Origin of the sequence: Peribacillus folii (genome assembly GCF_030271255.1) — a bacterium.
Taxonomy (GTDB): domain Bacteria; phylum Bacillota; class Bacilli; order Bacillales; family DSM-1321; genus Peribacillus.
Map to the genome: position 1 here is coordinate 38,460 of NZ_JASJOM010000009.1, position 14,215 is coordinate 52,674.

General features: G+C 44.3%; 13 protein-coding genes and 1 pseudogene. 13 read left to right on the forward strand and 1 reads right to left on the reverse strand.

What is annotated here, in order from left to right; genetic code table 11:
• Positions 1-102: 102 nt before the first annotated feature.
• The 11 genes and pseudogenes from QNI08_RS16045 to QNI08_RS16095 form a co-directional block, all read left to right on the forward strand.
• Positions 103-303 (forward strand): annotated as a pseudogene (locus tag QNI08_RS16045) (glycoside hydrolase family 2 TIM barrel-domain containing protein); the annotation flags it as partial.
• Positions 304-538: 235 nt separating this feature from the next.
• On the forward strand, positions 539-1,456 hold the full coding sequence (locus QNI08_RS16050; protein ID WP_285768405.1) for an AraC family transcriptional regulator: 918 nt from the start codon (positions 539-541) through the stop codon (positions 1,454-1,456).
• A 17-nt stretch (positions 1,457-1,473) separates the two neighbouring features.
• Positions 1,474-2,358: a sugar phosphate isomerase/epimerase family protein gene (locus tag QNI08_RS16055; RefSeq protein WP_285768406.1), complete on the forward strand. Its 885-nt coding sequence runs from the start codon at positions 1,474-1,476 to the stop codon at positions 2,356-2,358.
• 2 nt (positions 2,359-2,360) lie between these two features.
• The gene (locus QNI08_RS16060) at positions 2,361-3,521 is read left to right on the forward strand and encodes a Gfo/Idh/MocA family protein (RefSeq protein ID WP_285768407.1); all 1,161 of its coding nucleotides are present in this window, start codon (positions 2,361-2,363) and stop codon (positions 3,519-3,521) included.
• Between the two features lie 61 nt (positions 3,522-3,582).
• Positions 3,583-4,605, forward strand: a complete 1,023-nt coding sequence (locus QNI08_RS16065; protein ID WP_285768408.1) for a Gfo/Idh/MocA family protein — start codon at positions 3,583-3,585, stop codon at positions 4,603-4,605.
• Positions 4,592-5,455 carry a sugar phosphate isomerase/epimerase family protein gene (locus QNI08_RS16070; protein WP_285768409.1) on the forward strand — a complete coding sequence of 288 codons (864 nt, stop codon included), beginning with the start codon at positions 4,592-4,594 and terminating at the stop codon, positions 5,453-5,455. Before QNI08_RS16065 ends, QNI08_RS16070 begins: the two co-directional genes overlap by 14 nt.
• Before the next feature lie 105 nt (positions 5,456-5,560).
• The gene (locus QNI08_RS16075; protein WP_285768410.1) at positions 5,561-6,331 is read left to right on the forward strand and encodes an SDR family oxidoreductase; all 771 of its coding nucleotides are present in this window, start codon (positions 5,561-5,563) and stop codon (positions 6,329-6,331) included.
• 239 nt (positions 6,332-6,570) lie between these two features.
• A complete protein-coding gene (locus tag QNI08_RS16080; protein WP_285768525.1) occupies positions 6,571-8,163 on the forward strand; it encodes a spore germination protein in 1,593 nt (530 codons plus the stop codon).
• Positions 8,160-9,395 carry a Ger(x)C family spore germination protein gene (locus QNI08_RS16085; protein WP_285768411.1) on the forward strand — a complete coding sequence of 412 codons (1,236 nt, stop codon included), beginning with the start codon at positions 8,160-8,162 and terminating at the stop codon, positions 9,393-9,395. The genes QNI08_RS16080 and QNI08_RS16085 overlap by 4 nt, the downstream gene beginning before the upstream one ends.
• Positions 9,392-9,613: a hypothetical protein gene (locus QNI08_RS16090; protein WP_285768412.1), complete on the forward strand. Its 222-nt coding sequence runs from the start codon at positions 9,392-9,394 to the stop codon at positions 9,611-9,613. The genes QNI08_RS16085 and QNI08_RS16090 overlap by 4 nt, the downstream gene beginning before the upstream one ends.
• A gap of 45 nt (positions 9,614-9,658) precedes the next feature.
• Positions 9,659-10,780, forward strand: a complete 1,122-nt coding sequence (locus QNI08_RS16095) for a GerAB/ArcD/ProY family transporter (RefSeq protein ID WP_285768413.1) — start codon at positions 9,659-9,661, stop codon at positions 10,778-10,780.
• Positions 10,781-10,907: 127 nt separating this feature from the next.
• Here the strand turns inward: QNI08_RS16095 and QNI08_RS16100 are convergent, their stop codons facing one another.
• Positions 10,908-11,552 carry a GntR family transcriptional regulator gene (locus tag QNI08_RS16100; RefSeq protein ID WP_285768414.1) on the reverse strand — a complete coding sequence of 215 codons (645 nt, stop codon included), beginning with the start codon at positions 11,550-11,552 and terminating at the stop codon, positions 10,908-10,910.
• 246 nt (positions 11,553-11,798) lie between these two features.
• On the opposite strand from QNI08_RS16100, the gene garR reads away from it, so the two are divergent.
• On the forward strand, positions 11,799-12,689 hold the full coding sequence (gene garR, locus QNI08_RS16105) for a 2-hydroxy-3-oxopropionate reductase (protein ID WP_285768415.1): 891 nt from the start codon (positions 11,799-11,801) through the stop codon (positions 12,687-12,689).
• A gap of 2 nt (positions 12,690-12,691) precedes the next feature.
• Entirely contained in the window at positions 12,692-14,137 is a 1,446-nt protein-coding gene (locus tag QNI08_RS16110; RefSeq protein ID WP_285768416.1) for a four-carbon acid sugar kinase family protein, read from the forward strand.
• The last annotated feature ends 78 nt before the right edge of the window (positions 14,138-14,215 follow it).

Sequence of the window (14,215 nt, forward strand, 5' to 3'; positions counted from 1 at the left end):
TTAAATTGGATTCAGGTTTCCATGAAGGATGGAAGGACGCAAAATTATAAGACACAATGACGATGGCTGTTCCTGCATCCTTCAATGATGTTGGAGTAATAGGTGGAATATTTAAAAGTCAATCATGAGGTATTCGATAACTTTGTCGGCGAACAAGTTTGGAATTTCGCGGACTTTTCAACCAGCCAAGGCATTATGCGTGTCCAAGGGAACAAAAAAGGTGTCTTTACTCGTGAGCGAAAACCGAAACATGCCGCTCATGAGTTGCGCAGACGTTGGACGGAAATTCCTGATTACTACTAAAAGAAATAAGCTCAATGGACACAAACCATGTCGTTTGGAAAAGGCAAAAGCATCAGGTTCTCTCCTGATGCTTTTGTATAAATAGAACGTCCTTGCCTGATAGTGGTTTGCAAAAAGCAATCTCAGACAAAAATGAAGAATTTTTCAGCTTTTTAGGAGAATGCTTTTTTTATTTGGCTCAGATAAAATAAATTTAACGAATTGATAGCGCTTACTTTGTGAGGTGTTCAGTGTAATGAATGATTATGAAACATCGTCTTCTTATCCAGAGCAGTTCATGGGGGAATGGATCACTTCCTTTTACAGGGTGCATGGAATGGAAGCGCACCCGTTCAATTTCCACTCACACTATGAATATGAGATCTATTTATTTCATTCAGGGAATTGCCGGTATTTAATCAATAATCGAATTTATGATTTACAGCCAGGGGATATCATTCTCTTGGATGGCATGACCTTGCATAAACCTAATCCGCAGCCGGGAAGTACTTACATTAGAAGCATGATCCACTTTTCACCGTTATGGCTGCAAGAGCTGTTGGCGATTCTCGGGATGCCCAACTTACTCGATCCATTTCAAAAGCTTAACAATTGCTTGCTTCGGACAGGGTATGATGAAGCAGGGATTTGTGTGGACGAAGGAATAAAAAGGATCAGCAGCCTTATCTCTTATCTAGGTGCAGAGCTGCAGCAAACAGGTAAGAAAAGCGATACGAGTGAAGGGGAGATAAAGCTGGAGCTTGTTCAGCTGCTGGTGAGGATCTATAAAATGAGCCATACGGCATTGGCTCAACATTCCAGCAAAAGGACTGAAAAGGAGCATCATGCGGAGGGAATCGCTTCATGGATCAACGAACACTATACCGAAAAAGTAAGTTTGGATAGATTGGCCGATGAAATGAATCTTAGTAAGTCTTACGCATCCCATGTTTTCAAGGAAGTAACTGGATTTACTGTCATGGAATACGTGATGGGATGCCGATTCAACCAGGTGAAGTATTTGCTGGAAATGGAACCTGGTCAAACGCTTGGTGAGGTTTCCCGTGCCTCGGGATTTGAAAGTATTGCTCACTTCAGCAGGTTTTTCAAGGAGAAATCTGGCATGACGCCATCTCAGTACCGTAAAAAAAGACTGAACATTGGGATATCTTGAAGGGGAGGGGAATTTGAATGAATACAAATCTACTGATCTCTGGATTTTCCGATGAAATTTCATCGGATTTTGATATCCAGCTTGAAACTGTGGCAAAGCTTGGAATGAACTATATTTCTTTGCGCGGCATTGATGGGAGAAACATAGGGGAATTTTCAATCGAAGACATAAGAAGCACGGTCCTTCCTAGACTACAAAAAGCAGGAATAGGTGTTTCTTCCATCGGTTCGCCAATCGGAAAGGTCTTTATAAATGATGAAGCGGGTTTTTTGGAACAAAAGCGGATGCTGGAGGTTATCTGCCGAATAAGCATCCTGCTTGATTGCAAATATATTCGCGTGTTCAGCTTTTATATTCCGAATGGGGAAAATCCTGATTTATTTGAAGAAGATGTGATAAGGAAATTAAGAGAGTTCACAGCCATAGCCGAAAAATACGATGTCATTTTACTGCATGAAAATGAGAAGGACATCTACGGAGATATTGGCCGAAGATGCGTGGATATATTGGAAAAGGTAGATTCGGGGAATTTTAAGGCGATCTTCGATTTTGCCAATTTTGTTCAGTGTGGTGAAGACACCCAGGAATGCTTCAACTTACTGAAGGATGATGTGATCTATATCCATATCAAGGATGCCGTTACGGGAAGCAAACAAAATGTTTTGTGCGGAACAGGAGACGGCAGAATACCGGAAATCCTTTCACAATTGATAGATGGGGGCTACAAAGGTTTCTTAACACTTGAGCCGCATCTGGCCCAATTTGATTCACTGAAGGATCTGGAATTGGAAGATGCGATGATGGTTATCGAGAACAAAGAGCTTGATGGAAAAAGCGGCTACAAGCTTCAATACGATGCACTATTAAAGATTCTAGAAAAAATAGCTGAAGGGGAGAAATGAATATGGATAAAGTGAAATTGGGGATTGTCGGGCTAGGGGCACAAGGCGGATTATATGCAGGATTTTTGGCCGATGGGAAAGTGGTAAACATGACGCTCGGGGCCATTTGTGATATCGATCCGGCTAAAAAAGAGTTGGCTGCAGAAAAATATCCAGAGGTCCCTTTTTATGAAAATTATAAGGATATGCTTGATAGCGGAGCTGTGGATGCCGTCGTTACCTGTGTACCACATTTTCTGCATCCGGAAATCGGCGTGGAGGCCTTGAAAAGGGAGATTCATGCTTTGGTCGAAAAACCAGCTGGTGTATATACGAAGCAGGTAAGGGAGCTCAATGAGTTTGCAGCCAAAAAACCGCATTTGACATTCGGTATCGTGTTCAATCAACGGACGAATCCACTGTATCAAAAGGTGAAGGAAATCATCGATAATGGGGAGATTGGCCAAATACGCCGAACAAACTGGATGATCACAACTTGGTGGAGACCACAGGGGTACTACGATTCAAGTGCTTGGAGAGCAACGTGGGCAGAAGAAGGCGGAGGTGTTCTCGTGAATCAGGCACCGCATCAGCTTGATTTGCTTCAATGGATATGCGGAATGCCGAAAAAGGTATATTCCAATGTGAAATACGGTTATCAGCGGAAAATTGCAGTCGAAGATGAAGTGACGGCTCTCCTTGATTACGGGAATGGAGCCACGGGTGTGTTCATTACTTGTACACATGATGTCATTGGCACAGATCGGCTTGAAATATTGGGGGACAAGGGGAAAATCGTGGTTGATGACAGCAAGAAAGTGACGGTCAAAAGACTCTCAAAGCCTGAATTGGAATTGAGTGACAGCATGAGTATGCAGGATGTCATGAAGATATTCATGGGCGGCAACCATTCTGATATATATAGTGAGGAAGTGCTGGAATTCGAAAGTGTATGGGGTGCACAGCATATAGCGGTATTGGAAAACTTCACAGCTGCGATTGTGGAGGGGACCCCTTTACTGGCTCCTGGCAGTGACGGGATCCATGGAGTTACCTTGGCAAATGCGATTCACCTATCAAGCTGGCTGGATAAAGAAATCGAAATCCCATTCGATGAAGAACTTTATTTGGCTGAACTGAATAAGCGAATAGAAGAAGAAAAGAATGCACCTGTCACATCGTAATGTGATTTCATGCTGAAAAGGTATTGCTGGTGAAGAAATCCATTAGAGAAGGAGGTAGAGTATGCTGAAGACAGCGGTTATCGGGCTTGGAGATATTTCCCCGATACACATTCTTGCCATACAAGCTAACCCGTTGGTTGAGCTGTGCGCCGTTTGTGATATTGATGATGCTTTAAAGGATTCCGTACCTGGCGTCAAATTTTATGAAGATTACCAAGAGATGATTGAACTGGAAGCAGTCGATTGTGTCCACCTTTGTCTGCCCCACCATCTTCATTATCCTGTGGCAAAATATTGCATCGAACAAGGGGTGCATGTATTCCTGGAAAAACCTTTAGGATTGAATATCGAAGAAGGACTGGCACTCGTGAAACTGGAGGAAGGAAATAAGCATGTAAGGTTGTGTGTATGTTTACAGAACCGCTTCAATGAATCTTTTGAAAAGCTTCTAATAGAGGTGGAGAGCGGCAAATACGGCAAGGTACTTGGAGTGAAGGGGATAGTGGCCTGGAGCAGGCCGCCATCCTATTATGAGATGAAGCCATGGCGCGGCAAAATGGCCCATTCAGGCGGAGGGGTCATGATCAATCAAGCCCTTCATACGCTGGATTTGATGCAGCTTATCGGCGGGGAAGTGGTCTCGATAAAAGGGGAGGTTTCCCGGCTGCTGGACTATGAGATTGAAGTGGAAGATACAGCCGCAGCACATATCACGTTCGAAAACGGGGCACGCGGGCTGTTTTTCGCTACAATTGCCAATGCCGATAATGACAGTGTGGAGTTACAGGTGATGTTGGAGAAGGGGAAACTAACGATTAAAGACAGCATTCTCTTTAGCATAGATGAAGAAGGAAAGATGGAAAGATTGGCTGAGGATGCGAAGCTTCCTGGCTCGAAATTCTATTATGGTGCCAGTCATGCCAAATTAATTGATGCCTTCTATCATAGCATTCTATTTGACACACAAGCTTACGTGCACGCCAGGGAAGCCATTCAATCACTTAAAATGATTGAAGCCATTCGAAAATCATCGCAAATGAAAAAAGCGATATTCATGGAGGGACAATATAATGGGAAAAGCTAAAATTGGTGTACAAATGATGATGCTTAAAGGAAAGGTCGAAGAATTGGGCGTCTATGAAACGATGAAAAAAATCAAGGAACTCAATTTTCATGCTGTGGAGGTTTCACAAATCCCGATGACAGCCGAAAATGTTGCCCAGTTAAAAAAGGCCAGCCAAGATTTCGGTATAAAAATCGCGGCTCTATCAGCCGCGCTAGAACCTATGCTGCCAGGGATGCCAGGGGAAACACTAACGAATGATTTTGAAAAGATCGTAAACGACTGCAAAACATTGGATTGCCAATTTTTACGCATCGGCATGCTTCCCTTTACAACGATAGGAGACAAAGATAAAATCCTCCGCTTCGTAAAAAAAGCGGACGAAGCGGCAGAAAGATTGGCCGAGCATGACATAGAATTGTATTACCATAATCACCATATAGAATTCCAAAAATACGAAGGTGAATATCTTTTGGATATCATCAAGAATAATACACGCAAGCTAGGGTTTGAATTGGACGTTCATTGGATTCAAAGGGGCGGGCTGGATCCAGTTGCGGTAATCAATAAATTCGAGGGAAGAATCGCTTTAATTCACTTAAAGGATTATCGCATCGGTCAATTGGATATGAGCGGTTTTGAAAACGATTTTGACCAAGGGGAGTTTTTCCAAGCCTTTAACAATGTGGTTCAATTCGCAGAGCTTGGAGAAGGAAGTCTTGATTTCAAGGCAATTATTGAAGCCGGCTTGAAAAGCGGTTCACAATACTTCCTCATTGAGCAAGATGATGTATACGGACGGGATCCATTCGATTGCCTCAAAGCCTCGGCAGATCATTTAAGGAATCTAGGTTATTCAGACTGGTTTTAATACGATACGGGAAAACATAGATTATCAAATAATAACGGGTAATTAACCAAGAAATCGAGAGTAGATATGCTCCGATTGAATCCCTTTCAGGATAGGAGATGCGGAATGACAAATTTATTCGATTTAACTGGAAAAACCGCCGTTGTCATTGGCGGAAACAGCGTATTGGGTTCTGCCATATCCAAGGGTTTTGCCGAACAGGGTGCCAAGGTTGCGATAGTCGGGCGAAATCTTGACAAAGCAAAAGAAGTTGTTAAGGTGATTGAACGTGAAGGTGGGAGCGCAAGGGCCTTTCAGGCTGATGTTTGCTCTCGTGATTCGCTATTGGGAGCGGCAGATGAAATCCAACAATGGTCAGGCGGCTGGGATATTCTTCTGAATGCACCTGGGAAAAATAGTTCAACACCGTTCTTTGAACTGGAAATGGATGAATGGGATGACATTATGGATGTCAATCTGAAAGGCATCGTGTTAACTTGTCAGATCTTTGCGAAGAAGATGATCGATCAGGAAAGACCAGGAAGCATCATTAATATTTCTTCCGTTTCATCGACGACCCCTTTATCAAAGGTTTTTACATACTCGGTTTCAAAGGCAGGACTTAACAGCGTGACACAGTTTTTGGCGCGCGAATTTGCCCCTAAAAACATACGTGTCAATGCGATCATCCCTGGTTTCTTCCCTGCTGAACAAAACAGGAAAATTCTGAGCGCTGAACGAATCGAGTCGATCATGGAACATACGCCAATGAATCGATTCGGCACTCCGGAGGAATTGCAAGGTGCTGCGGTATGGCTCGCCTCTGAAAAAGCATCCAGTTTTGTCACTGGAACACTCATTCGAGTGGACGGTGGATTTGGCAGCATGACCATTTAAGAGGTAAATGCTAACAAAAATGACTAGAGGTAAAGCAGCCAACAGGGGCTTTACCTCTTTACTTTGTGTGCGTATAAACCATTAGCAGTTTTCTTTCTCCCTTCGATCCTCATTGATAACCCCCACGTATTTCATCAACTGTCATTAATCAAATCGTGTTTGTGAGTTCAAGGATATATGGTATAAAATCCCCTTTATGAAGAAACATAGAAAAATGAAGTTTGAGCGACCTGGAAAAAATGGGGGTAACCAGTTTGATTCGTAATGTAGGCAAATTATTGGATAAACGGAAAGTGAAAAAGGCGGATATACGTCAACCTGACCAGGATTCAAAGCCTGAGGATCCGCTTGATGCGAGTTTCAGCCGAAATGTGGAGACCTTTCGCTCCATTTATGATAAATGCTCGGATGTCATGTTTCGCTCGTTCTTACTTTTTGGAAAGACCCAGGCCATGATCATTTACATCGAGGGCCTTTCTGATATCGGGGGAATGGAAGAAAATGTATTATCCACGCTCATGCAGGAAAAAACCGTTGCTTCACAACCTTTGCATGAATTCCTTGAGCATAAACTGCCTGTTTCCAAAATGAAAAGAGTGAAAACGATAGCGGAGTGCATTGAATCGATATCTGCTGGAAATCCACTCCTTTTGTATGATGGTGAAGGTGACGGGTTTTCTCTAGGATTGTCGAAATGGGAGAAGCGGGCAATTGAGGAACCCGTCGCGGAGGGAGGAATCAGGGGGTCGCGAGAGGGATTCATTGAATCCCTCGTCGTCAATACAGCACAGCTAAGAAGGATCATTAAAAGCCCTGCCCTTAAAATACAATCCATGAAATTGGGCGATTATACCAAAACGACTGTCGCAATCGCTTATATAGATGGATTGGTGGATATGTCCTTGATCACTGAAATTACAGAACGTTTGCAACGAATCAAGATGGACGGCATTTTAGAAAGCGGGTACATCGAGGAAATGATCGAGGACAATCCCTATTCACCTTTTCCGCAAATCATGTCGACTGAACGTCCGGATGTTGCCAGTTCTTCCCTGTTGGAGGGTCGTGCCATCATTCTGGTCGAGGGGACTCCATTCACGTTGATTGCCCCGATTTCCTTCTTTTCGCTGCTTCAGTCCCAAGAGGATTATTATCAGCGATATATGGTAGGAACGGTCATTAGATGGCTGCGCTATGTCTTCATGGTTTTATCTTTATTACTGCCCTCGCTATACGTCGCCATTTTGACCTTCCATGCAGAAGCGGTACCGACAGCGTTATTGCTTAGCATGGCAGCTTCCAGGGAAGCGGTTCCGTTTCCTGCCATCGTGGAAGCTCTCATCATGGAAATTACATTTGAGGCATTAAGGGAGGCGGGTGTCCGTTTGCCAAAGCAAATAGGGTCTGCAGTAAGTATCGTGGGAGCGCTTGTCATCGGGCAAGCCTCCGTCCAAGCGGGATTGGTATCAGCGCCGATGGTCATCGTCGTGGCCATCACAGGAATCTCTTCTTTCATGATGCCGCGTTATATCGCCGGGATCGCCATCAGGATGCTGCGGTTTCCAATGATGCTGCTTGCCGGGACATTGGGGCTGCTTGGCGTCATGATGGGCGTCATTGCCATTGCCATACATTTATGCAATCTCCGTTCTTTTGGGGTTCCTTACCTATCCCCGCTAGCCCCGATGAAAAGCCGGGAGCTGAAAGATGTGCTGTGGAGGGCCCCATGGTGGATGATGGATTCACGACCGCGGCTAACAGGTGAAGCCAACCTATACCGCGAGTCACCTGAACAGGGACCAAAACCAAACAGGGGAAGTGAAGAACAGTGATAAAGGAGAGGGGCCGAGTTACGGTACGAGAGAAAGTGAATCGACACAAATCCATAAGTATCATTCTCCTCCTCCTGTTGACGATTCCTTTCATGAGCGGCTGCTGGGATCGAGTCGAAATCAATGATTTGGCCATTGTCACAGCTGCCTCGATCGATAAGAAGGATGACGGTTCCATCGAATTGTCGATCCAGGTCTTCATCCCTAAATCAATCAGTAGCGGAGGGGGGGAAGGGGGGCCAAGTCAAGGAGCGGGCGGGGCGACTACCTTGGTGAAATCCGATGTAGGATCCAATCTGTCGGAAGCCTTGTCCAAGCTTCAAGGCAAGGTACCCCGAAAGGTATTCTGGGGCCATTGTAAAGTTTTTGTATTCGGCGAAGGATTGGCGAAGGAAGGGATTCAGGAGCAGCTGGATTTTTTACTGCGCCATCCCCAGCCGCGTGAACGCGCGAATGTGTATGTAAGCAAAGGGAAAGGGAAGGCGATCTTGGAATCGCTGCCGCCGCTGGAAAACTATTCGGGAGAAGTGATCAAGGAATTATCGGATTTACATTTGGGCTTGCGTGTCACCCTGCATAATTTGGACGAGATGTTAACAGGCAACTCTCAAGCGGTTGCCCTCCCATTCATAAAAATACTGCCGCCTGCCAAAGGGGAAGCGAAATTACAGGGCATACCTTATATCTTTGGTACAGCTTTGTTCGAAAGGGATAAAATGACTGGGACGATGACGGAGAAGGAAACAAGGGGTTTATTGTGGTTAAAGGATGATATGGAATCGTATACCGTTACGTTGAAGCCTGAAGGCATAGAAGGGCTGATATCCATCAATCCAATATCTTCTCGGGTACGGATCATCCCATATATTGTGAATGGCAATTGGAGGGTGTCCGTGAAGGTCGATACCGAAGGAACGGTTATTCAGAATGGAACAAAATTAAACCTTACCGTTCCGAAGTCACTGAAAATCGCAGAACGCACTTACCAAAAAGATGTTGAAAAGCGAATCAGGCTAACCTTATTGCACCTTCAGGGTAATGGAGATGATGTTATCGGCCTAGCGAAGGAATTTTATCGGAAATATCCAAAACAATTCAGTGAAGCCGAAAATGATTGGGAACGAATTTTCGAAGAAATGGAAGTGGAGGTCGATGTCACTTCCCATATCCGCAGGCAGGGCTATATTAACAAACCGGCAGGATTGCCAGAGAAAGAGGTGAAGGATAGGTGAAATGGGCGGCTTTTTTAAGTACAGCTTTCATTGCCATTTTGATCATTTTATATGAATGGCCCAAACTGAAACAAAAATCTGCTAAAGATAAGCTTGCCTTGGTCTCGCTGCTGCTTATCGGCTTGCTCCTATCCATGTTCCACCTTCAGGAGATGGCTGGCCCAACTTCTTGGATCGAAGCTTTTTTCAGGCCGCTAGGAGAGTTTATGGAAAGGTAAGGCAGGAATCAAGGGATTTATTTCCTGACTGGAAAGGAGAAACCCATGGAAAAAGGTAAAATATCTTCTCTTCAAATGGCTTTCATGCTGTACCCAACCATTGTGGCAACCGCCATACTGGGCATTCCAAGCGTAACGGCAAAATTTGCGAAGACTGATTTTTGGATGTCACCGATATTTGCCTCCTTCATTGGATATTTGACTGTATATCTTGCTGTAAAGCTTCACAAGCTTTATCCGGGACAAACAATCATCCAATATAGCGAGCAAATCATTGGGCGGTGGCTGGGCAAGATCATTGGCTTTTTATTTTTGTCATTCTATATTCAAGTCACCGGGCTCATCGTCAGGGAATATGCAGAATTTGTCGTGGATTCCTTTCTGATCGATACACCGATCATCGTGGTCATGGCCTCGATGGTCCTGCTTTGTGCCTTTGTCGTGCATGGTGGTTTAGAAGGCTTAGGGAGGGGCGCTCTATTATTCATACCTGTTTTTTTAATACCTCAAATAATCTTGTTCATTTTGGTGTTCCCAGATCTTGAATTCAAGAATATTTTCCCTGTGCTGGCAAACGGGGTGATGCCCCCTCTCAAAGGTTCGATTGTTCCAGGCGGATGGTACACTGAGTTTTTCCTCATCTCCTTTCTCCTGCCTTTTTTAGTGGATAAGAAAAAAGGGATGAGATATGGCATGATGACCGTTTTTGCAGTAATGGCGACATTAGTGATCGTAAACCTTGTTGTCCTCTTCGTTCTTGGACCAACCACATCGTCCAAGGTATATCCACTAATGAATGTGGCTAGATACATTAGCTTCGCCGATTTTTTCGAGCATATGGAGTCGTTCATCATGGCCATTTGGGTGGTCGGTGCATTCGTGAAAATATCCGTGTTTTTTTATGCTACTGCCCTAGGTACAGCTCAGTGGCTAAAGCTTACTGATTATCGCCCCATTGTATGGCCACTGGGGATATTCATTGTGATTACAGGCTTCTGGTCCATATCGAACTCAATGGACTTGGAGCGTTATAATGTCAATGCGTTTCCGTTTTATGGAGCCGTGATTCAAACGCTCCTTCCGCTGCTATTGTTGCTGATAGCTATGATAAGCAACAAAAATAAAAAGAATAAGCAAAGCAATACAACGGATGCTCCCATGAAATGATCAAGTTTCTTCCATGAAGGATATATTACCCAGCCTCCCGTACCCCACTTTCACAAATGGGGATGAAAAAACGCTTGCGCAACATTACGCAAGCGTTTTTTATGTAGATAGAGCACCGTTTTTGCATTCAATGCTTCTGCTCCATTCGGTTTAAACAGAATTCCAGATCATTCTGCAAATGCTCTTTCATTAACCGCTCGGCATCGTCTCCACTATGAAGAAGGATGGCCTGATAGATATTTTCATGTTCCTCAATCAAAAATGGGCGTTTATGGTAGACAACCGTTTTCCGGAACAGGTAGATAATGGACCGCATCCTGTCAATGATATCTATCATCATCGGATTGTTGGTTGCGGCTATAATGATTTCGTGAAATTGATTGTTCGCTGACATGACTTCTTCCGGAGTTCCGGTGCTGCCGATATCGACACACTCTTTCAGTTTCACGAGAGCTTCTTCCGTCATGTAACTGGCACAATGTCGCGCTGCAAATCCTTCCAGTAATATACGAACTTGAAATATGTGCCGAAGATCCATATCACTTGGGTTCACGACACGTTTTTGCTTTATGAGCCCTTCCTGTTCCAGCTTCCGGATGGATTCACGCACAGGTGTCCGGCTAATGCCGATTTCTTCTGCCAGCCTTTCTTCTACAAGCTTCGTTCCGCGTTCCAGTTCACCGTTCAAAATCCGGTCTCGTATATATTCATAAGCCTGTACATAGGCATGAACGTTTTCTTTTTTTACCAATTCAATCGTCTCCCGAATCATGATTTGTTCTTATCTTAAAGTATAAGGATAAGCATGATTATTTAAAAGTGTAATTTTTGTATACATTAAAATTAAAATTGTATACAAATTTATTAAAAGTGTGTACAATCTATAGTAAGGTTTTGAAAACGCTTTATAAATCAAATTTAGGACATGCACTTGATACAGGTCCTTTCATAGCAGTAGAGGGTAAGTTGGACAGGGAAAAACGACCAGCTTAAGAAAGTGAATAAGGAGGAAATGAAATTGGCTAAAAAAATTGGATTTATTGGATTGGGCATTATGGGAAAACCCATGTCATTCAACCTACTTAAAGCAGGTTATGAATTAACGGTTAATGATCTTAATGCAAAAGCAGTGGCGGAGCTTGTAGGGGCAGGTGCAAAAGCAGGAACGCCAATGGAAATGGGCGAAACATGTGACGTCATCATTACGATGCTGCCTGCTTCGCAGCATGTGAAACAAGTCGTGCTTGGAGAGGAAGGAATTTTGAAAACGGCTGCAAAAGGGACGGTAATCATAGATATGAGCTCCATTTCTCCGGTAGCATCTGTTGAAATAGCAACTGAAGCGGGCAAACAGGGCGTTGAAGTGATGGATGCCCCGGTTAGCGGAGGTGAACCTAAAGCGATCGAGGGAACATTGGCGATCATGGTCGGAGGGAAAGAAAGCGTATTCGAATCAGTTAGTGATATTCTCCATTCCGTAGGGACGGATGTTACCTTGGTTGGCAAGAATGGCAGCGGTGTCACGGCGAAGCTGGCGAATCAGGTTATCGTTAACTTAAACATTGCGGCAATGTCCGAAGCACTCGTCCTTGCAGCGAAAGCGGGGATTGATGTGGAAAAAATGTATCAGGCCATTCGCGGAGGCTTAGCTGGAAGCGCTGTACTTGATGCAAAGGTGCCTCTAATCCTGGACAGAAACTTCGTAGCTGGAGGAAGGATCGATATTAACTTGAAAGATATCACGAATGTCATGGAAACAGCTCATGAAATCGGGGTTCCGCTTCCTTTGTCAGGCCAACTGCTGGAAATTTTCCATGCACTTAAAGTGGATGGAAAAGCCGGAGATGATCATGGCGGCATTGTGCAGTATTATGAAAAACTGGCAAACGTGGAAGTAAGGAGGGTGTAAATATGACTAACAATCATTCTAGCAATCTAAACGCACAAGATACATTTGCCAGCCTGCCGGCAGTTCCGGATGAGCTGGCTGTAAATGAACTGCTTGCTGACGAACTGGTGGATTTCAATAAAAAAATCATCGTTTTGGATGATGATCCAACCGGTGTTCAAACGGTTCACGGCATCTCCGTTTTTACAGATTGGTCTGCTGAAAGCATTGAAGCGGGTTTTGCCGAAGGGAATTCAATGTTTTTCATTTTGACAAATTCCAGGGGATTTACAGCAGCCGAAACCGAACGGGCACATGAGGAAATAGCGAAGGTCATCCAGGATACAGCTGAAAGGCAGAACAAGGAATTCATCATCATTAGTCGCGGGGATTCAACGCTTCGTGGTCATTATCCTCTTGAAACAGAGGTATTGAAAAATACGGTTGAAGCACATTCGGACATCCAGTTTGATGGAGAAGTCATCATGCCCTTTTTTAAGGAAGGCGGTCGCTTTACGATTAATAACATTCATTATGTTCAGGATGAAGCTGTATTAATGCCGGCTGGTGAAACCGAATTTGCAAAAGACCGGACCTTCGGTTTCAAAGCGTCACATCTTGGTGAATGGGCTGAAGAAAAATCAAACGGGATCTTTAAAGCGAAGGATGCTGTATATCTGTCTCTGGAAAGTATTCGTGCCCTTGATATTGATGGATTGGTCCATCAGCTAATGGCAGTTGAAGATTTCAATAAAGTCATTGTTAATGCGGTTGAATATGTTGACGCAAAAGTGGTGGTGATTGCATTGCTTCGAGCTTTGAAAGCAGGCAAGCATTTCATGTTCCGAAGTGCAGCGGCACTAACGAAAATCATCGGGGGAATTGATGACAAACCCTTGCTGACGAAAGAAGAGCTCATGAAAGGAGATCCTGGTCACGGCGGACTGATCATGATTGGTTCACATGTGAAAAAAACAACGGAGCAGTTTGAAGCTCTTCGGACATGCGAATTCATCGAATTCATCGAATTCGATGTCCACCTCGTGCTTTATCCTGATAAGTTCGAGACGGAAATTCAACGAATCATTGAAGCAAGCGAACAATTGATACGTAATGGGAAAACGGTCACCATATATACGAAGCGGGAGCGACTAGATCTTGGAGAAAACAAGCAAGAAGAAGAATTGAAGCTTTCAGTGAAGATATCTGATGCCGTCACAAGCATCGTCAAGCGTCTCGACGTACGTCCAAGCTTCATTATTGCCAAAGGCGGCATCACTTCAAGTGATATAGGGACGAACGGTCTAAGCGTTAAGCGGGCAACGGTAGCCGGCCAGATAAAGCCTGGAATTCCAGTATGGTTGACTGGAAGCGAAAGCAAGTTCCCTGGCATGGCCTATGTGATTTTCCCCGGCAATGTCGGAACAAAGGCAACCTTAAAAGAAGTGGCGGAGCTGCTGCATCAGTAAACGGAGCGGCATAAGGCCGCTTCGGGACTGGGTGTAAGCGAATACAATTGGGTGCGAAAGAATGCATGTATTGGCCTG